Annotated in this window: 26 protein-coding genes; 12 read left to right on the plus strand and 14 right to left on the minus strand. The window is 34.7% G+C overall.

Annotated elements, in window-relative coordinates; translation table 11 throughout:
- The first annotated feature begins 89 nt into the window (after positions 1-89).
- The 4 genes from AC0NJG_RS08985 to AC0NJG_RS09000 all read left to right on the plus strand — a co-directional run bounded on the left by AC0NJG_RS08985 (position 90) and on the right by AC0NJG_RS09000 (position 2,955).
- Positions 90-1,454, plus strand: coding sequence for an MATE family efflux transporter (locus AC0NJG_RS08985; RefSeq protein WP_087951784.1), 1,365 nt, complete (start codon positions 90-92; stop codon positions 1,452-1,454).
- Between the two features lie 69 nt (positions 1,455-1,523).
- Positions 1,524-1,697 carry a hypothetical protein gene (locus tag AC0NJG_RS08990; RefSeq protein WP_000343560.1) on the plus strand — a complete coding sequence of 58 codons (174 nt, stop codon included), beginning with the start codon at positions 1,524-1,526 and terminating at the stop codon, positions 1,695-1,697.
- 18 nt (positions 1,698-1,715) lie between these two features.
- A complete protein-coding gene (locus AC0NJG_RS08995; protein WP_000743738.1) occupies positions 1,716-1,865 on the plus strand; it encodes a hypothetical protein in 150 nt (49 codons plus the stop codon).
- A gap of 187 nt (positions 1,866-2,052) precedes the next feature.
- The gene (locus AC0NJG_RS09000; protein WP_474062989.1) at positions 2,053-2,955 is read left to right on the plus strand and encodes an aminoglycoside phosphotransferase family protein; all 903 of its coding nucleotides are present in this window, start codon (positions 2,053-2,055) and stop codon (positions 2,953-2,955) included.
- Between the two features lie 2 nt (positions 2,956-2,957).
- On the opposite strand, the gene AC0NJG_RS09005 is transcribed toward AC0NJG_RS09000, so the two are convergent.
- From AC0NJG_RS09005 to amaA, 5 genes are all read right to left on the minus strand, one after another.
- On the minus strand, positions 2,958-3,119 hold the full coding sequence (locus tag AC0NJG_RS09005) for a hypothetical protein (RefSeq protein WP_016716967.1): 162 nt from the start codon (positions 3,117-3,119) through the stop codon (positions 2,958-2,960).
- A 98-nt stretch (positions 3,120-3,217) separates the two neighbouring features.
- Entirely contained in the window at positions 3,218-3,991 is a 774-nt protein-coding gene (locus AC0NJG_RS09010) for a hypothetical protein (RefSeq protein WP_087951782.1), read from the minus strand.
- Positions 3,992-4,015: 24 nt separating this feature from the next.
- On the minus strand, positions 4,016-4,462 hold the full coding sequence (locus AC0NJG_RS09015) for a flavodoxin (RefSeq protein ID WP_087951781.1): 447 nt from the start codon (positions 4,460-4,462) through the stop codon (positions 4,016-4,018).
- On the minus strand, positions 4,455-4,625 hold the full coding sequence (locus tag AC0NJG_RS09020; protein ID WP_164083067.1) for a hypothetical protein: 171 nt from the start codon (positions 4,623-4,625) through the stop codon (positions 4,455-4,457). Before AC0NJG_RS09020 ends, AC0NJG_RS09015 begins: the two co-directional genes overlap by 8 nt.
- Before the next feature lie 233 nt (positions 4,626-4,858).
- A complete protein-coding gene (gene amaA, locus AC0NJG_RS09025; protein WP_087951780.1) occupies positions 4,859-6,028 on the minus strand; it encodes an N-acyl-aliphatic-L-amino acid amidohydrolase in 1,170 nt (389 codons plus the stop codon).
- 336 nt (positions 6,029-6,364) lie between these two features.
- Between amaA and AC0NJG_RS09030 the strand changes: the two genes are divergently transcribed.
- The 5 genes from AC0NJG_RS09030 to dltD all read left to right on the plus strand — a co-directional run bounded on the left by AC0NJG_RS09030 (position 6,365) and on the right by dltD (position 10,682).
- Positions 6,365-6,511 carry a teichoic acid D-Ala incorporation-associated protein DltX gene (locus tag AC0NJG_RS09030; RefSeq protein WP_000440293.1) on the plus strand — a complete coding sequence of 49 codons (147 nt, stop codon included), beginning with the start codon at positions 6,365-6,367 and terminating at the stop codon, positions 6,509-6,511.
- Between the two features lie 12 nt (positions 6,512-6,523).
- Positions 6,524-8,038, plus strand: a complete 1,515-nt coding sequence (dltA, locus tag AC0NJG_RS09035) for a D-alanine--poly(phosphoribitol) ligase subunit DltA (RefSeq protein ID WP_474062990.1) — start codon at positions 6,524-6,526, stop codon at positions 8,036-8,038.
- Complete coding sequence (gene dltB, locus AC0NJG_RS09040; protein WP_474062991.1) at positions 8,035-9,201, plus strand: D-alanyl-lipoteichoic acid biosynthesis protein DltB; 1,167 nt, start codon at positions 8,035-8,037, stop codon at positions 9,199-9,201. The genes dltA and dltB overlap by 4 nt, the downstream gene beginning before the upstream one ends.
- A gap of 69 nt (positions 9,202-9,270) precedes the next feature.
- Positions 9,271-9,510, plus strand: coding sequence for a D-alanine--poly(phosphoribitol) ligase subunit DltC (gene dltC, locus AC0NJG_RS09045; RefSeq protein WP_000807310.1), 240 nt, complete (start codon positions 9,271-9,273; stop codon positions 9,508-9,510).
- Positions 9,507-10,682 carry a D-alanyl-lipoteichoic acid biosynthesis protein DltD gene (gene dltD, locus AC0NJG_RS09050; protein WP_474062992.1) on the plus strand — a complete coding sequence of 392 codons (1,176 nt, stop codon included), beginning with the start codon at positions 9,507-9,509 and terminating at the stop codon, positions 10,680-10,682. Before dltC ends, dltD begins: the two co-directional genes overlap by 4 nt.
- Before the next feature lie 17 nt (positions 10,683-10,699).
- Here dltD and AC0NJG_RS09055 read toward each other — a convergent pair whose 3' ends face one another.
- Positions 10,700-11,794, minus strand: a complete 1,095-nt coding sequence (locus tag AC0NJG_RS09055; RefSeq protein WP_088307039.1) for an NAD(P)H-dependent flavin oxidoreductase — start codon at positions 11,792-11,794, stop codon at positions 10,700-10,702.
- A 115-nt stretch (positions 11,795-11,909) separates the two neighbouring features.
- Between AC0NJG_RS09055 and AC0NJG_RS09060 the strand changes: the two genes are divergently transcribed.
- Entirely contained in the window at positions 11,910-12,830 is a 921-nt protein-coding gene (locus AC0NJG_RS09060; protein ID WP_071724110.1) for a S66 peptidase family protein, read from the plus strand.
- A 27-nt stretch (positions 12,831-12,857) separates the two neighbouring features.
- On the opposite strand, the gene AC0NJG_RS09065 is transcribed toward AC0NJG_RS09060, so the two are convergent.
- Both AC0NJG_RS09065 and AC0NJG_RS09070 read right to left on the minus strand, forming a co-directional pair.
- Entirely contained in the window at positions 12,858-13,256 is a 399-nt protein-coding gene (locus AC0NJG_RS09065) for an SseB family protein (RefSeq protein ID WP_016716961.1), read from the minus strand.
- Positions 13,257-13,358: 102 nt separating this feature from the next.
- The gene (locus tag AC0NJG_RS09070; protein ID WP_016716960.1) at positions 13,359-13,874 is read right to left on the minus strand and encodes a carboxymuconolactone decarboxylase family protein; all 516 of its coding nucleotides are present in this window, start codon (positions 13,872-13,874) and stop codon (positions 13,359-13,361) included.
- A gap of 63 nt (positions 13,875-13,937) precedes the next feature.
- On the opposite strand from AC0NJG_RS09070, the gene AC0NJG_RS09075 reads away from it, so the two are divergent.
- Positions 13,938-14,390 (plus strand): Lrp/AsnC family transcriptional regulator, encoded by a 453-nt coding sequence (locus AC0NJG_RS09075; protein ID WP_001175498.1) that lies wholly within the window; start codon positions 13,938-13,940, stop codon positions 14,388-14,390.
- Positions 14,391-14,490: 100 nt separating this feature from the next.
- Positions 14,491-14,673, plus strand: a complete 183-nt coding sequence (locus AC0NJG_RS09080; protein ID WP_000707107.1) for a DUF3913 family protein — start codon at positions 14,491-14,493, stop codon at positions 14,671-14,673.
- Positions 14,674-14,702: 29 nt separating this feature from the next.
- Here AC0NJG_RS09080 and AC0NJG_RS09085 read toward each other — a convergent pair whose 3' ends face one another.
- From AC0NJG_RS09085 to AC0NJG_RS09110, 6 genes are all read right to left on the minus strand, one after another.
- Positions 14,703-15,716 carry a CPBP family glutamic-type intramembrane protease gene (locus tag AC0NJG_RS09085; protein WP_474062993.1) on the minus strand — a complete coding sequence of 338 codons (1,014 nt, stop codon included), beginning with the start codon at positions 15,714-15,716 and terminating at the stop codon, positions 14,703-14,705.
- Positions 15,717-15,911: 195 nt separating this feature from the next.
- Positions 15,912-16,688, minus strand: coding sequence for an ABC transporter permease (locus AC0NJG_RS09090; protein WP_088326518.1), 777 nt, complete (start codon positions 16,686-16,688; stop codon positions 15,912-15,914).
- Positions 16,688-17,590, minus strand: a complete 903-nt coding sequence (locus AC0NJG_RS09095) for an ABC transporter ATP-binding protein (protein ID WP_474062994.1) — start codon at positions 17,588-17,590, stop codon at positions 16,688-16,690. Before AC0NJG_RS09095 ends, AC0NJG_RS09090 begins: the two co-directional genes overlap by 1 nt.
- 14 nt (positions 17,591-17,604) lie before the next feature.
- Entirely contained in the window at positions 17,605-18,393 is a 789-nt protein-coding gene (locus AC0NJG_RS09100; RefSeq protein WP_173601747.1) for an ABC transporter permease, read from the minus strand.
- The gene (locus AC0NJG_RS09105; RefSeq protein ID WP_087951768.1) at positions 18,390-19,088 is read right to left on the minus strand and encodes an ABC transporter ATP-binding protein; all 699 of its coding nucleotides are present in this window, start codon (positions 19,086-19,088) and stop codon (positions 18,390-18,392) included. The genes AC0NJG_RS09100 and AC0NJG_RS09105 overlap by 4 nt, the downstream gene beginning before the upstream one ends.
- The gene (locus AC0NJG_RS09110) at positions 19,085-19,465 is read right to left on the minus strand and encodes a GntR family transcriptional regulator (protein ID WP_087951767.1); all 381 of its coding nucleotides are present in this window, start codon (positions 19,463-19,465) and stop codon (positions 19,085-19,087) included. The genes AC0NJG_RS09105 and AC0NJG_RS09110 overlap by 4 nt, the downstream gene beginning before the upstream one ends.
- Between the last annotated feature and the right edge of the window lie 48 nt (positions 19,466-19,513).

Genomic DNA, 19,513 nt, shown 5'->3' on the forward strand with positions numbered 1-19,513 from the left:
ACCGTATGTTGTAGACACGTATTTCTTTTCTATTTTTTGATTAAATTGTATGATAGTTAGAGTTTGTTTTTTAGCGGAAAGGGGATTTTATGAAAGAAACTAATTCATTATCACAAAAATTAAAGCAATTTGTATTACTATTTTTCCCGATTTTCGTTACGCAAATGTCATTATTTGCAATGAGTTTTTTCGATACGACAATGTCAGGACATGCAAGCCCTATTGATTTAGCAGGTGTTGCTATCGGAACAAGTATATGGATTCCAGTTAGTACGGGATTAACAGGAATTTTGATGGCTACGACTCCAATTGTTGCACAACTCGTTGGATCTAAGAAAAAAGAGGATGTTCCTCACGTTGTCATACAGGCAGTATATTTAGCCATTTTCGCTAGCCTCATTGTTATCCTTATCGGTTTCTTTACTGTTACACCTATTTTAAATGGCATGCGATTAGAAGAACCTGTAGAACGTATTGCAGCACAATTTTTAAGTATTATCGCAATTGGAATTATCCCTTTATTTACTTACACAGTTTTACGCGGATTTATTGATGCATTAGGAAAAACTCGTACAACGATGATCATTACATTACTATCATTACCAATTAATGTAGTATTAAATTATGTATTAATTTTCGGTAACTTCGGTTTTCCAAAACTCGGTGGTGTCGGAGCAGCAATTGCTTCTGCAGCAACCTATTGGTGCATTTTAATTATTACCGTTATGATTATTCGTACGAAAGAGCCTTTTGCATCTTTCAATATCTTTAAACAATTATATCGCCCTTCTCTTTCGAGTTGGAAAGAATTCTTAAAACTTGGCGTCCCTATCGGATTTGCTATCTTTTTTGAAACGAGTATTTTCGCTGCGGTAACACTTATGATGAGTAATTTTAGTACGACAACAATCGCAGCTCATCAAGCAGCTATGAACTTCGCTTCTTTGCTATATATGACTCCTTTAAGTTTAGCAATGGCCATGACCATCTCTGTTGGATTTGAAGTTGGAGCGAAACGATATAATAACGCAAAACAATATGGATTTATCGGGATTGGCTTAGCACTTGCATTCGCCCTATTATATTCCATTCTTCTTTACTTCTTTGATGATGAAATTGCTTCGATTTATACGACAGATATACAAGTTCATCATTTAGCAAAAGAATTCCTTATATTTGCGATTTTATTTCAAATTTCAGATGCAATTGCAACTCCTGTACAAGGGGCACTACGTGGTTATAAAGATGTAAATGTCGCCTTAATTATGACATTGATCGCCTATTGGGTAATTGGTCTCCCTCTTGGCTACATATTAGCAACCTATACTGATTGGGCAGCAAAAGGATATTGGATTGGTCTTATTATCGGTCTAGCATTTGGAGCAACCTTCCTGCTTGTCCGTCTCTTTCAAGTTCAAAGAAAATACACAACAGAAGACCGCCGCTCACGATAGAGGGCGGTTTTCTTTATGCATATTTTTTCTTTAAACGTATAACATAATGAAAAAGAAAGGTGGATACATATGGACGAAAAAGAAAAAAAGCAATCATTCGACGAAGAATTCGCCCCTGAAATTTCACCTGGATATCGGCAAGATGTACATAAACAACCTAAATATAAAAACACTTCGTTTTTAATGGGTATTACCATTTTTGCTGCTGTATTGCTTGTGCTTATCATTTTCGTTTATTTTTGATGGAAGGTGATTTATTATATGAAGAAACAAGATTCCAATCGTTCAAAAAGAACTGTAAAAACAGAAAAAGGGTATGCAGGTGATTCTGTTCTTACTCAAAAACAAGTCGAGCAAGGAAATTTATATATTGCTCAAAAAGAAATTGGTCAACAAAATGAAAACCTTTAGAATCCCTCAAAGAACTGGGGGATTTTTTATATCGCTATTTATGGTGCTGGTTCATTAGAGAAGTGATTAATAGTCTTTTCTTCATAACACTCCCCCCTCTTCATAATAATAATTATATTTTAACATATAGATGGAAAATTCTGATATCATGGGATAGAATAACTTAACTTAGAAATGAGGAACAATTATGGACTCTTACAAACAATATATTAAAGAAGCTCTACCTAATCTTTCTATACATTCCTATAAACAAAATGAAGAAGGATGGGATAATGTAGCGATTATAGTAAATGATGAGCTACTGTTTCGTTTCCCGCGAAAACAGGAATATGCAATGCGAATTCCATTAGAAAAAGAACTATGCACACTTCTCTCTTGTTCACTACATGAAATTGAAGTTCCAAAGTATCACCTATTCTATGAAAAGAATACTGATGCTATTCCGCTTTGTAGCTACTATACTCTCATTCATGGTGAACCTTTAAAAACAGAAATAGTTACTACACTAGAAAAACAAGAACGAAAAGCACTTATTACACAATTAGCAACTTTCCTTGCTGCTCTACATAGTATTCCTTTAAAAAATGTTACAGCGTTAGGATTCCCTATTAAAAAAACACTTACCTACTGGAAAGAGCTACAAACAAAATTAAATAAGTATGTTACTAACAATCTTACTTCGTTCCAGAAATCAGCCTTAAATCGTTTATTCGAGAATTTCTTTTCCTGCCTAGCTACATCCAAATTTCAAAATACAATCATTCACGGTGACTTTACACATCATCACATTTTATTTGATAACCAAAATAAAACCATTTCAGGAATTATCGATTTTGGTGATGCTCAAATTGGAGATCCTGCCTTTGATTTTGCTGGGCTATATTATGATTTCGGACATGAATTTACTACATCAGTATATGAACAATACAGTACACTTACTTCACACCATGATCCATTACTCATTCACCACATCACAAATTTTTATCAATACAGTCCTTTACTACATAATATGATTTATAACTTTGAAACAAAGAATGAACTTGAGTTTTTAGCTAGTATAGAACAACTGAAAGCAATACTACAGGGATGAGATTACATTCTCTCCCTATATTCTCTCTCCTCATATAACATTAACTTTTTATCCATTTCAACAATGACTTTATACAGTTGAAATGCCTGTAAAATTTGCAGTTGAATTCCAAAAGGGGCATTCTGTTCTTTTAACCATTGAAATACTTGCGTTTCATCTTTCATTGATTATTCCTCCCTTTATTAAAATCTGCTACAAATATACGGTACATGATGAAAAGCTTTTCATGTCAATAACAAAAAAGAATGCAACATTGCATCCTTTAATGTACGATATTTTTCTTCTGTTTCGCTTCTTTCTTTACTTCTTCCCCTTGGCATTCACTACGAAATGCACAACTTATACACTCAGAACGAAAATGACGCTCTGTATAATGCTCAGGTTGCTGTAACATTTCTTTCATTCTAGATAAATGAACCATTCCAGTTATAATATCTTCCTGTTTCGGAATGTAATCATACTTAGTTCCTTCTATTAAATTAATAACTTCAATTTTTCCTGGAAGAATGCCGAAAGCTTTATAACTGAATACTGTCATTAACTTTTGACAAAGAGCAAGCATTTCCTCATCCGCATCGACAACATACTTTTTAATTACAAACGACTCAGTACTCCACTCACCAACTTCTAATGTCAATGACATGTGGACACCTAACTCTTCCATATATGTTTGAAATTTTTCATATAAAAATAACGGTGGTGTCTGACTATTATCTCTTTCAACAAACTGTAATAAGTGATCCGTTAGCTTCGCCAACACAATGTAATACTCAGTCTTTGAAACAAACATATTAACCCTTACTTTTTTCCAATACTTTTCTATTAATATTAAAAGTACAATTTTCGTTTGTTGACCTGCAGGTAGTGTGTAATATTCGTTAATAATTCGATTCACAATCATTTGTGCGATTTGTTGCCATTCAAACGAAGAAGGTTCTCTTCTTTTTATATGACGAAAATAAAATTTATGCGGACAACGCATAAAATCATACAAATGATAATCTGTCATCGTTTTAATTGCGATTTTCTCATGCACTTGCTCTTCATCTCCCTTCTGCCATTAAGAAAGGTGTTTTACAAATTCAGCTCCAAACTGTAAACATTTTTCTACATCATCATCTTCTGGCGTTAATTCTACTTTTAGTCCTTCTAACACAACTGCAGCTCCGCGTTCTTGTAGCTTTTCTATTAAAATGTCAACTGCCACGCCGTATTTTGGATAAGCCGAATCACATGATCCGAATACCGCCGCTTTTTTCCCATTTAAATCAATAGAATCCATTGCGTCATAAAAATCTAAGAAATCATCAGGAAGGTCACCATCTCCCCAAGTGTATGCACCTAAAATAATTCCATCATACTGTTCTAATATAGAGGCTTCTGGTGAATCCATAATATCAATCACTTCAATTTCATTTTCAGTTTCACGAATCACGCCGGCAATATGATCAGCCATTTCCTCTGTATTTCCACTCATACTTGCAAAAATCATTACTAACTTACTCAACTGAACCTCTCCCTTTACTTTGTATCTCTTTTTCTGTTTGAATGCTCTTCTTCTCATCTACATATTCAGAACGAATTACATTTCGTTGCCATTCCATATGCTGATCAACTTCTTTATTTTTATCTTTTAATCCCCTCCGTAGAAGGTGAAATTTTTTTCTCATTAACATGTCGCATCCATCCTATTGATAATAATTATCAATTTCAACTACTTTTAGATTAATTGACATTGATTATCACTGTCAACAACTTTTTTTTTAAAAATGATTAAAATGTACAAGCTTGTCCGTTAGCTATTCATATACTATAAATGAGCATAGTTCTTTCTCAGCCCTCTCTGACGGAAAGAAATAAAAGCAACTGCGATAGAGCGCAGTTGCCTTTTTTTTATACTTTTCTATGATTTTAGTAATCTTATCGCTGTCTCTAAAAATAATTCCACTCCATAAATGAGAGCTGATTCATCTACATCAAATTTTGGATGATGATGCGGGTAGCAAGTATCTATCTTTTTATTACCAGTCCCTAATTTAATGAAACAACCAGGTGCTTTTCTTAAATATGCCGAAAAATCTTCTCCTCCCATAGAAGGTTCAAGCTTCACAACACGCTCATTTCCAAACAAATGTAGTGCACTTTCTTCTACTACTTTCGTAATATATTCATCATTAATAACTGGATCATATCCATATCGATACGAATATGTATACGACCCTCCATGTGCTCTTGTAATTCCTTTCACGATTTTCTCAATTTTCTCTTCTGCTTCCACCCTTAATGCTTGATCAAATGAACGAACAGTTCCCATTAAAGTTGCTGCACTAGGAATAATATTATCAGCCATTCCCCCATGAAACTGCGTAACTGAAACGACTCTTTGCATAAAAGCACTTGTATTTCTTGATACGATATGTTGTAAATTTGTAATAATCTGTGCTCCGATAGCAATAGGATCTATCGTTTCTTCTGGCCTCGCCGCGTGCCCTCCTTTCCCTTGAATTTCAACTGTAAATACGTCTGGTGCCGCCATCATCGGCCCATATGCAATTCCTATCTTCCCGCTCTCAAGTCCTGACATAACATGTAAACCTATTACATAATCAACACCATCCATTACGCCTGCTTCAACCATTTCTTGTCCCCCGCCGGGATATACCTCTTCTGCGTGCTGAAAGAATAGACGAATCTCCCCTGCAAAATCTTCCTTTATATTTGACAGTACCTCTGCTGTGCTTAACAAAATAGCTGCGTGAGCATCATGCCCACATGCATGCATCATTCCTTTATTCACAGACGTATAAGATTTATTTGTCTCCTCTTGAATTGGTAAAGCATCTATATCAGCTCGAATCGCAACTACTTTCCCTTGTTCCGTTCCTCTTTTAATTGCTAGTACACTATACTTCGTCGGTCTCGTTACTTCAAAAGAAGAAAATGAGCATACTGTATCATATATAAATTGCGAAGTTTCTTTTTCGTGAAATGATAATTCCGGATACTTATGGAAATACCTTCTCCATTTCACGATATTTTCTTCCGAAATTAGATTCTTCCACACTCTATTCATAATAATTTCCTCCTTTTTAAAGGGGCTAGAAATGTAAAAGTTTACTTCATCTCGAATGACTCATAAGCACAAATACTATATTTTACGTATTCTTCTAGTCCACTTTTATGTATTCACACAGTCCACTTCCTATTTACATATCAAATCCATTACAAATTGATGCTGAATGTAATATAATTGCTAAGTTAGGGATTTTCTTTTTTAGTATTTAGTGCTAATATCAGAAAAGAGCCTTTTGACTTATTTTTACCTAAAATGTGGAATTTTGTTTTTTTCACAATCATGTAGGACATGATACCTACAAAGAGCTATTATTTCATTAAGAGAGGGAAAGACATGGAAAGATTAAAAGAGATATGGTCTCGACCACTCACACAATGGGTTGCAAAGACGGTTTATTACCTTGCAATTTTATTTGCATTACTTTGGTTGTATGGATTCCATGATACAAACACAAGTACATTTATTTACAATGAATTCTAGGGTGGGAACGTTATGAAGTTATTAGAACAAATTGAAAAGTGGGCTATTGAAACGCCTGATCAAACTGCTTTTGTTTGGCGAGATGCGAAAATTACGTACAAACAATTAAAGGAAGATTCTGATGCGTTAGCACATTGGATTTCTTCTGAGTATCCAGATGATCGTTCACCAATTATGGTGTATGGCCATATGCAACCTGAAATGATTATTAACTTTTTAGGATGTGTAAAAGCTGGACATGCTTATATTCCTGTAGATTTATCTATCCCAGCTGATCGTGTACAACGTATCGCTGAAAATTCTGGTGCGAAACTACTTTTATCAGGAACTGAAGTAACTGTAACTGATTTACCAGTTCGCATTGTAAGTGAGGACAACTTAAAAGATATTTTCTTTACTCATAAAGGGAACACTCCAAATCCTGAACATGCGGTAAAAGGTGATGAGAACTTCTACATTATTTACACATCAGGAAGTACAGGTAATCCGAAAGGGGTTCAGATTACTTATAACTGCCTTGTAAGTTTTACAAAATGGGCTGTAGAAGATTTCAACTTACAAACGGGGCAAGTATTCTTAAACCAAGCACCTTTCTCATTCGATTTATCTGTCATGGATATTTACCCATCATTAGTAACAGGTGGTACACTTTGGGCAATCGATAAAGATATGATTGCACGTCCAAAAGACTTGTTTGCTTCTTTAGAGCAATCGGATATACAAGTATGGACTTCCACACCATCTTTCGCAGAGATGTGTTTAATGGAAGCATCTTTCTCTGAGAGTATGCTACCAAACATGAAAACATTCTTATTCTGCGGTGAAGTGTTACCAAATGAAGTAGCTAGAAAATTAATTGAGCGTTTCCCAAAAGCAACAATTATGAATACGTACGGTCCAACAGAAGCTACTGTCGCTGTAACAGGTATTCACATTACAGAAGAAGTGCTTGATCAATACAAATCACTTCCAGTTGGCTACTGTAAATCAGACTGCCGCCTTCTTATTATGAAAGAAAATGGAACGATTGCACCTGATGGTGAAAAAGGTGAAATCGTAATTGTCGGTCCAAGCGTAAGCGTTGGATATTTAGGAAGCCCTGAATTAACAGAAAAAGCATTTACTATGATTGACGGTGAGCGCGCCTATAAAACAGGCGATGCTGGCTATGTTGAAAATGGTCTTCTATTCTATAATGGTCGTCTTGATTTCCAAATTAAGCTGCATGGTTATCGAATGGAATTAGAAGAAATTGAGCATCACCTTCGTGCGTGTTCTTACGTAGAAGGTGCAGTTATCGTTCCAATTAAAAAAGGTGAGAAATACGATTATTTATTAGCGGTTGTTGTTCCTGGAGAACATTCATTTGAAAAAGAATTCAAATTAACATCTGCAATCAAAAAAGAACTCAATGAGCGATTACCAAACTACATGATTCCACGTAAATTCATGTATCAATCTTCTATTCCAATGACACCAAATGGAAAGGTAGATCGCAAAAAATTATTGAGTGAGGTTACAGCATGACCGCATATGGATCATTTTATTTTTTCGCTATAGTGGGCATTTTATTAATACCTACTATCATAGCTGGATTAAAAGGTAAAATGTTGCGTAAATATAATGCCGTTTTAACATTAGTCATGCTTGCTATTATCTTCTCGGATAAACCGAAGCAAGCGATTATGTTAGCCGCATTTATTATTTGGCAATATGCCCTGATTAAAGGCTATTTACTTTTAAGAAAACAAAACAATAGTACATTCACGTTTTGTATAGCTGTTATTTTATCGATTTTGCCACTTATTTTGGCAAAAATCGCACCATTTGTACCTGAATTGCATTTTATTGTTTTCGCAGGTATGTCTTATGTAACATTTAGAGCTGTACAAATGGTCTTTGAAGTTCGTGATAATTTAATTAAAGAAATTTCCTTCTTTAATTTCTGGGAATTCGTTTTATTTTTCCCTGCGATTTCAAGTGGACCTATCGATCGTTATCGTAGATTCCAAAAAGATATCCAAAAGCCACCTAGTGCTGAGGAATATCAAAATTTACTATATACAGGGCTTAACCGTATTTTCCAAGGTTTTCTGTATAAGTTTATAATCGCGCACTTGATAACAACATACCTTGTAAAGGCAGTATTCGCCAATCAAGATACACTTTTATCTAATGTGATTTTTATGTACGCTACTAGCATGCAGTTATTCTTTGACTTTGCGGGTTATAGTGCGTTCGTAATTGGTATCAGTTATATGATGGGAATTAAAACTCCTGAAAACTTTAATAAGCCATTCCTCAGTCGTAATATTAAAGACTTCTGGAACCGCTGGCACATGAGTTTATCATTCTGGTTCCGTGATTTTATTTACATGCGTTTCGTCTTTTTTGCAACGAAGAAAAAGTTAATTAAGAACCGTTACACTATTTCGTATATCGGGGCATTTTTAAACTTCTTCATTATGGGAATTTGGCACATCCAAGGAAGCGCTGTTGCGCAGTATGTTATTTATGGTCTATATCATGCTGCACTGTTTATTTTATTCGATATTTTCGAACGAAAAAACAAGAAGCAGAAGTTTTGGCCAAACAATAAATTTACACACGTCCTTGCGATTGTAATTACGTTCCACGTTGTATGTTTCGGTTTCCTCATTTTCTCTGGACACCTTAACAGATACTTTTAATGCACCCTTCTTATAACTAGTAAGAAGTTGCACATATAATATATTTCGGATATAAAGGAGATTTTAAAAATGGCAGAATTCAAAGAGCAAGTATTAGATATTTTAGAAGAAGTATGTGAAAACGATATTGTGAAAGAAAACTTAGATGTTCAATTATTTGAAGAAGGTATTCTTGATTCTTTCGCTGTAGTATCTTTATTAGTTGAATTCCAAGAGCGTTTAGATATTGAAGTTTCTATTTCTGATTTTGACCGTGACGAGTGGGCTACTCCAAACATGGTTATTAAGAAGTTGGAAGAAATCCGATGAACAAAGCAAAATTTGGTCCGATGCTTTTAGCATTGGCCCTTTTTGCTGTATTCTTACTTATTCCAACGCGCTTCCTACTTCCACTTTTAAGTGATGAAAAAGTAGAACAAGCTGCCACTTCTTTAAAAGAAGAAAAGATTCAAAGTATGATTTTACAGCAAAAGATGTTAGCAGACCCGAAATACCTTCCGATGTACGGTTCATCGGAATTTGCACGTATGGATGCTTTCCATCCATCAAATTATTTCAAAGTAAAGCCTGAAGGGTTCACACCATTCCTTCTTGGACGCGGAGGAACACAAGACCTTGTACATGTATTAAACTTTGCATCTACAATGGATCAATTGAAAGATAAGAAAATGGTATTCGTTCTTTCTCCGCAATGGTTTGTACCACAAGGTATTGATGAAACACACTTTGCACCTAACTTTTCAAAGCAACAAGGTTACCACTTCATTTTCAACGATGATGTAAAACCTGAAATGAAAAAGCAAATTGCAAAGCGTTTATTAAACTTTGAGATCGTTAAGAAAGAAACTTTACTTAAAATTTCGCTTGAAGGTATCGTTTACGATGATACAAAGCATAAAGTAAAAGCACTTGCTGCTAAACCTTTCGCTTATATTTACCGTAACATTTTAGATCGTAAAGATTTATTTACAGCTATGTTTAATATTAAACCGCATAAAGAAAAGCTTGACCCTTCATTAAAACAAATGAACTGGGAAGAGGCTCGTAAACATGCAGATCAAACTGGTGCAGTAGAATCTAAATCTAACAAATACGGTATCGAAGACGGCTACTTCAACAGTAAAATCAAGAAGAAATTAAAGCAACGTGAAGGCTACTTAAAAAATGATGCTTATGATCAATCGCCAGAATATGAAGATTTACAAATTGTACTTGATTTATTAAAACAATCTGGTGCAAAACCACTCTTCATTTCTGTTCCTGTAAAAGGTCCTTGGTACGATTACGCTGGCTTCCCGAAAGAACGCCGCGAATTGTACTACAAGAAAGTTCATGAGCAAATTGAGAAAGCTGGCTATCCAATTGCCGACTTCTCAAATCATGAGTATGATAAATACTTCTTAAAAGATCACATGCACTTAGGTTGGAAAGGCTGGGTTTATATTGATGAAGCCATCCAACAATTTTATAAAGCAAACTAAAGAAAAGACCGCTTGAATTATTCAAGTGGTCTTTTTCTATATACATTTTGCAATTGTTCAATTACGTTATCTGCTTCTTTCATCACTCTCTCCACTACATGCTGAGCTGATTCTATTCGTGCTAATGATGACGCTTGTCCTGCCCAAAGTGACATATACTCTCCATTATTTTGCTTTGCTGCTTGTTGGCGTATTTTAGAGGTTAATACATTTTGCACTGGATACATCGGAAGGTCTTCTTCTTTCCCTTCATGCTTCTCTATAAATTCATTACGAATACCGCGTGCATATTTCCCAGAAAACGCACGCGTCACAGTTGTACTCGTATCTGTACTACGTAAAACCGCTTTTTTATACACGTCATGCGTAATGCTTTCTTCACTCGTTAAAAAGGCTGATCCCATTTGAACAGCTTCTGCCCCCAGTGTAAATGCCGCAACAAGCCCTTGTCCGTTCATTACACCACCAGCTGCAACAATCGGGATATGCGGGACTGCTGCTACTAACTGCGGAATTAATGCGAACGTCCCAATCATAGCGTCCTGTTCTTTCCCGATAAACGTTCCTCTATGCCCCCCTGCCTCACTACCTTGACCGACAATAATGTCTACTCCTAATTCAGCAAGTACTTTCGCCTCTGCCACATGAGTAGCTGTTCCGATGACTTTTATTCCTCTTCTTTTCAAGTCATTTATTTCTTCTTTTTCTAACGTTTGAAATGCAAAGCTTACGACTGGCACGTTTTCTTCTACTAACACTTGTAATTGTTCTTTATAACTTTTTGGAAGCTTTAACTGTTCTTCTTCCTCTATACCCAATCCTCTATTCACTCCGCTAAGTAATCCCTTAGCCAAGTTTATCTTCTCTTCTTCTATTTGTATCTCTTTCGTTAATAGTAAATTAACACCGAAAGGCTTATCTGTTCGTTCCCGTATTTTATAAATCGCTTCACGAATTTGTTCTGGGCTCATATAGCCTGCTCCAAGCGTTCCTAATCCTCCGCTATTACTTACAGCTGCAACGAGTTCTGGCGTCGTAATCGCACCGGCCATTCCGGCTTGAATGATGGGATACTTAATTTGTAATAAATCTATGACTCGACTTGTAAACATCATTTCTCCTCCTATTCCCTTTATATCTTCTTTATTTGACAAACTTTCCCCTTCTTTTACAAGGGTTGAACTTCCTATGAAGCGAATATATTGAAAGTGAAGGAGGCTGAAAAAAATGATATATCCAAATGCATTACAACAAGGTGATACAGTAATGATTATTGCACCGTCCGGCCCGCCAACAATTGAAAACGTATTAAAAGGTGTAACTGTACTACAAGAAATGGGTTTATCTGTAGTAATCGGGAAGAGTGTTTATGAGAAATATGGATATTTAGCGGGAAGTGATCAAGTTCGGCTCGATGATATACATGAAGCATTTTCAAACCATGAAGTAAAAGCCGTTTTCTGTGCACGAGGTGGTTACGGAAGTGCTCGTCTCCTCCCTCACATTCAATATGAAATCATTCGGCAAAACCCTAAAATCTTTTGGGGTTATAGCGATATTACAGCTTTACATACTGCCTTTTCACGTTATGCAAAGCTCGTTACTTTTCATGGCCCAATGGTTGAAGAGTTAGGAAAAGGTGTAGATTCTCTTTCTTTATCTTCTTTCAATCAACTCTTTCATCCGTATTCAACCATTTTATCTGCGTCAGAATGTATCGTACCTAGCTCTTCTCGTACAATTACAGGTCAGTTAGTTGGAGGCAATTTAGCGGTGTTAACGAGTATCATTGGCTCCGCCTACGAGATAAATACGTCCAATAAACTTTTATTGCTTGAAGACATTGGGGAAGAGCCATATCGCATTGACCGTATGTTAAATCAGCTACTTTTATCTGGAAAGTTTAATGAATGTAGTGGCGTTATTTTTACAAGTTGTCATGACTGCACTCCTTCTAAACCATCTCAATCATTACAAACAATACTATATGAATATTTTACTCCATATGCTATACCTGTCCTATTCGGTTTACCGATTGGACATATAAGCCCAAACATTGGGATTCCTCTTGGAGCTACAGCTACAATAAGTACACATAATAAAACACTCTCTATTTCTTCCGGCGTAGCCACCCCGTGTTCAAATTAAAAAGGAAAAGCGATTATGCTTTTCCTTTTATTTATAATAGTTAAAAATTCGTCCAGATGCGATATCTGCAATTTCTTCTGGAATAAATGTTTTACTTATATCCGTACCCACATTTAATACTGCTGTGGCATCTTTCTCAATGCTACTAAATAATTCTTTCCCACGTATCGTAATAAGGGGTGTTCCTTCTGGCAACACGTCTTTTACAAATTCCATTTGTGTAAAGAACGGAACGATCCATCTACCCTCTCCTTGGAAATGACGCAAGCGAAGAATTCCTTCTGTTGCCCCTTCCTCTGCTTCTAGTGAGCCAGCAACATAAAACTCAGTAGATAAGAGCAATTCATAAAATTCCTTTTGCTTTTGTTTATCATCCCCTGCTACAACAAGTACTTTTTCTATTCTCTTTACCGGAATTTGCTCCATATGATGCCACCCCTATTTTCAAAATGATTGTACTTAGATTATACGAAATATTCTTATTTTTTTCTACATAATTCGCAATTATTTTCTTAAAATAATTTTATATCAATTATGATAAGTGCTATTTGATTCATCATCATTTTCTCCTTCTTTCGGCTGTAATTGAAACAGAAAACCAAGTTGTTGTGACGCAGTAATAAAACAAATATAAGCGCAAAGCTCTACAATTTCTTTTTCCGTCCAATATTGTTTCAATACATGAAACATAGTATCATCTATTGCCTTTTTGTCATGAATAAATGTATGCGCAAAAGTAACTGCTACACCAATTTCTTCTACCTTTTGCATATCATCAGGTCTTCCCTTTGCCATACAGTACGGGCATTCATTCCCGTACGCTAATGTTCTTCTCACTTGCTCCTTTAACTCTGCTGAAAGAGTTCCTTTATTGTACAGTGTATTTTCTAATGTACTCCACGAATGTAATATTTCTGGATTATGCCCTAATAGCTTTTGAAACTTTGTATCTCCTACATTTGATAATAAAATTCTCTCCATTATTTTCCCTCCTATTCCCTTCAGTTTTATTGTAAAATAAATAAAGTTCTCTTTACATTTCATATGAATCTTAATTTATATTTTTCCTTTACAAAAATTATCATTTCACTGGAGGTATATTTACAAATGCAACTAGACCGTGTTGATCGAAAAATTTTAAATGAATTATATAATGATAGTCGCCTTTCCATGCGTGAATTGGCGAAACGAGTAAACTTATCTGCTCCGTCTACTGCAGAACGTGTTCGTAAACTCGAAAGTGAAGGCGTTATCCAAAAATACACAATCGATATCGATTATAAAAAAGCAGGACTTGTTTTAGACTGTATTTTAGAAATCACTTTAAAAAACGGTGATACAACACGTATGCAACAGTTTATTCAGTCCTATCCATCTGCAAGTTTTTGTTACCGCGTAACAGGAAGCTTATGCTACATTGTAAAAATTTCTGTTCCTTCACTCGTTGAACTTGAAGAATTTATCAATGATGTTTCTTCATATGCAACGACTGTTTCTCATATCGTATTATCAGAAGTATCTCTTACTCCTGATATTGAACATATCTTCCCAGAAGATTAATTAATTTTTATTCATAAAATATATAAAAACCCCTTACATTAAGAATAAAAATAATATATTATGTATTAAAATACATAAAGTTCGAGAAAGGGGCTTTACATTGAAAATCTGGTTTTATGAAAAAACGGCACAATTAGATGACTTGCTTGGCATTTGGGATAATGTTCCGACTATCCCTCGAATTGGTGAAAAAGTTGAGATTTTAAAAACAGTCCGCACTGTTACAGATATTAAATATGTAAAGAACGGTAATAATTTCCGTGTGGAAATTATTACAAATTAAAAAGTAGCTCACAAGGAGCTACTTTTTAATTATCTATCATGCGCTTTCTTTATAACGATTTTATCGTCTTCTACAGATACTGTTACATTATCATTTTCTTCTAACCCGAGCTTATTTACAGCCTCATCTGGTAGCTCTACAGCCATCAATCTATCTGTTACAATCACTTGACTATACACTTCGTTTTCTTGTGATGCACTCACTACTTTTTCCTCATTTATGAAGCGCACTGGTGGCACACCCACTTCTTTTACTGTACGCCACTGTTTCCAAACGTAAGGAATTAACCAAAGTAATCCAACAACTGTAAGACCGATACCGATCCATAAATTACTTTGCGCTTGTAATTCAGGAATTGAAATTGCGCTACTCTCTTCTCCGCCAACAAATTGCATACTTGTTGCAATGAAATTATTTAAAGCATGCACAGCTATATTCGTCCATATATTTTTTGTTTTTATGTATAAAAGACACATAACAACACCAAACATGAACGCACCAATAACATCAAAATGTCCTAAGCCAAAAATAATGGAAGATATAATGACAGCTTTTTTAATGCCCCATTTATAAGCCATTCGCTGTAAAAAGAAGCCTCTAAAAATAACCTCTTCCATAATAGGTGCTAACACACATGATGAAATGAAAGTAAATATTGTCATATATATGTTACTCGTATTAATAACATTTCCATCTTCTAACATAGTAACTAAGAAATTCGGTAACGTATGTGCTAATATGTAAAATTGAATATGAGATATACCAACTGAAAAAATCATTCCCATTACCGTTGCTAACACAATTAATCCCCACGGTAAACGTCCTGGCTTATCAAAAAAACTGTTAAATATAACATTATTTTTATTGGTTTTTACGTATAACCAAAATAACGGAAATACAAAAAACACAGTTATTTGTGAAATAACCTCCGTCGTATTCTCAGAAACATTTGATAGACCTAATGGGATCATCGTAAGGAACAACCCTATAATCATCCATCCAAAAAAGCTACGTAGTCTTATACGTGAAAATGCATCGTGCATATAGAACACCCCCAAAGATAGTAAAAGTAAATGGTGTGATAACTAAATTATAATATGAATATAGTTGAAATTCTCCCTATTTTTCTCAAATACTTTCGAATAACATATATAGTAATCATTCTTTTCTTTCAGTTGAAATATACAAGAAAGTTATGTAATAAAAATCCCCGTTTTTACAAGCGGGGATTTCTTTTATTATAATACGTCACGTTTTTGGAATAATGCACTTGATGCTACAAGTAATACAACAAAGTATGCAGCTACAAGTAATAATGAAGTTGTAAATGTAAACTCTGTAAATGTTGGTTCTATTCCGCCACTTACTAGCTTATTGCTATCGTACACACTTAAATTTAAATGGAAGAACACTACAAACTTCGCTACACCTTTTGCAAACATCATTAGTGCCATATTAATTGCTCCTTGTAAAAAGAAGAAGAACATCGTGATAATTAATGGTAATACAGATTTTCTAAATACGTTTGCTAAGAAAAATGCAAGAGTCGCAAAGAAGAACGGTGAAAGTACTTGATATAAAGTAGATTTCATTACGATTCCTACCGTTAATTCTGTTTTGCTACCATCCATTACAATTCCGCCAATAATCATTGCAATTAACGTGCTAGCAACTATGATAAATACTATAGTAAGTAACACTGTAATATATTTAGAGAATAAAACTGTCATTCGTTTTCTTGGACGGATTAATAACTGCTTAATTGTACCTTTTTGGAACTCATCAGTAATCATACGAGAAGCAATCGTAATGCCAAAAATTGTTGCAAACAAAGTAATTAAACCAATCTCTGAACTTGCAAAATCTAAATATGATCCTTTAAATTCAGTTCCGTCTCCCCATTTCAGCATCACTAAAACTCCCAAAATCTCCAATACTGCAATAACACCAATTAAAATATACATACCTTTTTTCGCATGCAACTTTAAAAATTCATTTTGAATTAATTTAAACATTACGCTTTCACTCCCCCTGTAATCGCTAAGAGCTCATCCTCTAACGTTTTATTTTGAATGGTAACTCCGTATACAAGCACATCTTCATTCACAAGTTTCTTTACAAGTTGTGGAATTTCTTCTTTCGTTACAGATACTACAATGACATTTCTTTGCGCCTTTCCTTTAATGATTTCATTTGCTTTCTGAACTTGCTCTACTTCAAACGCTACAACTACTGTCTCATCATGTTTTGCTTGTTCATGTAAGTTGTATTCTTGTACAAACTCACCTTGCTTAATAATAACGACGCGATCACACATGAGTTCAATTTCACTTAATAAGTGACTTGATACGATTACAGCAATATTCTCTTCTTTCGCTAAACGTTGTAAATAATCACGAATTTGGCGAATACCAGCTGGATCTAATCCATTTGTCGGCTCATCTAAAATTAAAATTTTCGGCTGATGCAGTAATGCCTGCGCAATTCCTAAACGTTGTTTCATACCAAGTGAATATGTTTTCACTTTTTTATGAATTGCATGCTCTAATTCAACCAGTTTTACAATTTCAGCAATGCGCTCTTTACGAATTGGTGTAATTGCCATGTTCGCAAAATGCTTCAAGTTTTGCATTCCTGTCATATAATCATATAGTTCAGGATTTTCTACAATCGCTCCAATTTGCTCTAGCGCCTTTTCACGCTCCGTGCGAATACTATGACCACAAATTGTAATATCGCCTTCTGTCATTGAAATAAGACCTGTCATCATACGGATCGTCGTCGTTTTACCACTACCGTTCGGTCCAAGGAACCCGTACACTTCTCCTTCACGAACTTCAAATGATAAACCACGAATAATTTCCGTTCCACCAATCTTTTTTCGAACATTCTCTAACTTTACTACTACGTTTCCCAATGTTTATTCCTCCTTTAGACTTCTAATTTTTTATCAATTATGCGACCTGTTATATAAACAAGTAAAACAAATATACCGATTGAAAAAGCAATACTATATAAATTCATAAGACTTTCCGGATATAGTATAAAATTTATATCTATTGAGTCATCTATATAAATTAATTTTCTAATAAAAGTAGATGTAGGTGCAAGTCCGCCTAGCATTTCATATATCATGTTGATTACTTTCGTTATTAGTAAAAATAAGAAGAAAATAATTACATACTCCATTTTTTTCTTTTTCAAAGAAAATACTTTCACACCAGCTACTGTAAAAAGTAAAACTAACAATATACTTGATAAATTAAATACATATAACATAGTACTAAAGAGGTGCTTTAGTGGATTGAATACACTTTGAGTAAATAATACTTCATAGAGCTCTGTACCTTTTATTATTTTCATAGAAATGCCATATAAAAAAATAGAGCCTATTAATTCAAAAATAAGTAAATAAATTACAGCGTATAACAATATTGCTAAAACAATCTTTTTACCGGATATCGATGTTAACCGAAATAATGTGCTTTCAGTCATTTTTCCAAATGCAGACACCGCCTGAATAACTATCATTGCTAAAAAAGTTATATATACTAGAATAACGAAAGCAACTATAATTGTTTGTCTTACTTCTCCTGATTCTTGCTTAATATAATTTCCCAAACTTACGAAAGCTACAGCGACAACGAATATAAATGATAACAAAGAAATAATTATTTGTTTTTTATTTATATTGTACATATATATTAAGCTCGGCTTCATCTACTAAACACCTCCTTAAACACCTCTGTAACAGCTTTTCCTCTCTGAAAACGTAACTCTTCTACATTTTCATACAATACAATTTCCCCATCTTTTAAAAAGATCACTTCATCAAAAATATTTTCAACTTCATTTATTAAGTGCGTCGAAATTAGTATCGTACAATCTTCGCGATAAAACTGTAAAATAAGTTCCAGTACGTGTTCCCTAGAAACGAGATCAATTCCGCCCAGTGGTTCATCTAGCACGTATAACTTCGCTTTCCTCGAAAATGTTAAAATAATTTGTAGCTTTTCAACCATCCCTTTTGATAAAGCTGTAACTTTTTCTTCTAACGGTATTTTAAACTCTGCAATCGTATCTACCGCTTTTTGCATATCAAAGTCCTTATAAAAATCACGATAGAAAAATATAGAATCTTTTACTGTCATCCAATCATCAAATACTGGCTTATCAGACATAAACGAAACGATCTCTTTCGTTTCTAATCCTACTTTTTTACCAGCGATTATAATACTCCCTTCGGAAGGATGCTGCAAACCAGCAATCATTTTCAATAACGTCGTTTTCCCGCTCCCGTTATCTCCAACGAGTCCAACAATTTTCCCTTCCGTAATCTCAATGCTTAATTCACGGATTACTGCTTTTAACCCGTATCTCTTCCATAAGTTTTCTATTTTTAATAGCTCTGTCATTCGCTCTCCTCCCTTTTCTCATGTAATGAAGAACGAAGGATTGTAAGAATTTCTTCTTCTGAAAAACCTAAATTATCCATTCCATCTATAAAAGAATGAAGTAATTCTTTCGCCATCTCTTTTCGCAGCTCCATAATTTTCTCCCCTTCATTCGTTACATATCGTCCCATTCCTCTACGCGTTACAACAACCCCATCCCGTTCTAGCTCTTGAAATGTACGCTGGATCGTATTTGGATTTACTTGTAATTCACTCGCTAATTCACGTACAGAGAGAATTTTATCACCAGGCAATAAATGTCCCGTTACGATTTCTTTTTTTATGTATTCCATTACCTGGATGTAAATTGGTATATTTGGAGAAAACTCTATTTTCATTTCTTCCCTCCTTTTGTATCGGTGTACTAGTTAAATAATACACCGATA

The organism is Bacillus sp. SSR7 (assembly GCF_055902415.1).

Excerpts from the sequence above, each read along its gene's own strand:
- AC0NJG_RS08985 (WP_087951784.1), top strand. The coding sequence starts at position 90 with ATGAAAGAAACTAATTCATTATCACAAAAATTAAAGCAATTTGTATTA.
- AC0NJG_RS08990 (WP_000343560.1), top strand. The coding sequence starts at position 1,524 with ATGGACGAAAAAGAAAAAAAGCAATCATTCGACGAAGAATTCGCCCCT.
- AC0NJG_RS08995 (WP_000743738.1), top strand. The coding sequence starts at position 1,716 with ATGAAGAAACAAGATTCCAATCGTTCAAAAAGAACTGTAAAAACAGAA.
- AC0NJG_RS09000 (WP_474062989.1), top strand. The coding sequence starts at position 2,053 with ATGGACTCTTACAAACAATATATTAAAGAAGCTCTACCTAATCTTTCT.
- AC0NJG_RS09005 (WP_016716967.1), bottom strand. The coding sequence starts at position 3,119 with ATGAAAGATGAAACGCAAGTATTTCAATGGTTAAAAGAACAGAATGCC.
- AC0NJG_RS09020 (WP_164083067.1), bottom strand. The coding sequence starts at position 4,625 with ATGAGAAAAAAATTTCACCTTCTACGGAGGGGATTAAAAGATAAAAAT.
- amaA (WP_087951780.1), bottom strand. The coding sequence starts at position 6,028 with ATGAATAGAGTGTGGAAGAATCTAATTTCGGAAGAAAATATCGTGAAA.
- AC0NJG_RS09030 (WP_000440293.1), top strand. The coding sequence starts at position 6,365 with ATGGAAAGATTAAAAGAGATATGGTCTCGACCACTCACACAATGGGTT.
- dltA (WP_474062990.1), top strand. The coding sequence starts at position 6,524 with ATGAAGTTATTAGAACAAATTGAAAAGTGGGCTATTGAAACGCCTGAT.
- dltB (WP_474062991.1), top strand. The coding sequence starts at position 8,035 with ATGACCGCATATGGATCATTTTATTTTTTCGCTATAGTGGGCATTTTA.
- dltC (WP_000807310.1), top strand. The coding sequence starts at position 9,271 with ATGGCAGAATTCAAAGAGCAAGTATTAGATATTTTAGAAGAAGTATGT.
- dltD (WP_474062992.1), top strand. The coding sequence starts at position 9,507 with ATGAACAAAGCAAAATTTGGTCCGATGCTTTTAGCATTGGCCCTTTTT.
- AC0NJG_RS09055 (WP_088307039.1), bottom strand. The coding sequence starts at position 11,794 with ATGTTTACAAGTCGAGTCATAGATTTATTACAAATTAAGTATCCCATC.
- AC0NJG_RS09060 (WP_071724110.1), top strand. The coding sequence starts at position 11,910 with ATGATATATCCAAATGCATTACAACAAGGTGATACAGTAATGATTATT.
- AC0NJG_RS09065 (WP_016716961.1), bottom strand. The coding sequence starts at position 13,256 with ATGGAGCAAATTCCGGTAAAGAGAATAGAAAAAGTACTTGTTGTAGCA.
- AC0NJG_RS09070 (WP_016716960.1), bottom strand. The coding sequence starts at position 13,874 with ATGAAATGTAAAGAGAACTTTATTTATTTTACAATAAAACTGAAGGGA.
- AC0NJG_RS09075 (WP_001175498.1), top strand. The coding sequence starts at position 13,938 with ATGCAACTAGACCGTGTTGATCGAAAAATTTTAAATGAATTATATAAT.
- AC0NJG_RS09085 (WP_474062993.1), bottom strand. The coding sequence starts at position 15,716 with ATGCACGATGCATTTTCACGTATAAGACTACGTAGCTTTTTTGGATGG.
- AC0NJG_RS09090 (WP_088326518.1), bottom strand. The coding sequence starts at position 16,688 with ATGTTTAAATTAATTCAAAATGAATTTTTAAAGTTGCATGCGAAAAAA.
- AC0NJG_RS09100 (WP_173601747.1), bottom strand. The coding sequence starts at position 18,393 with ATGAAGCCGAGCTTAATATATATGTACAATATAAATAAAAAACAAATA.
- AC0NJG_RS09105 (WP_087951768.1), bottom strand. The coding sequence starts at position 19,088 with ATGACAGAGCTATTAAAAATAGAAAACTTATGGAAGAGATACGGGTTA.
- AC0NJG_RS09110 (WP_087951767.1), bottom strand. The coding sequence starts at position 19,465 with ATGAAAATAGAGTTTTCTCCAAATATACCAATTTACATCCAGGTAATG.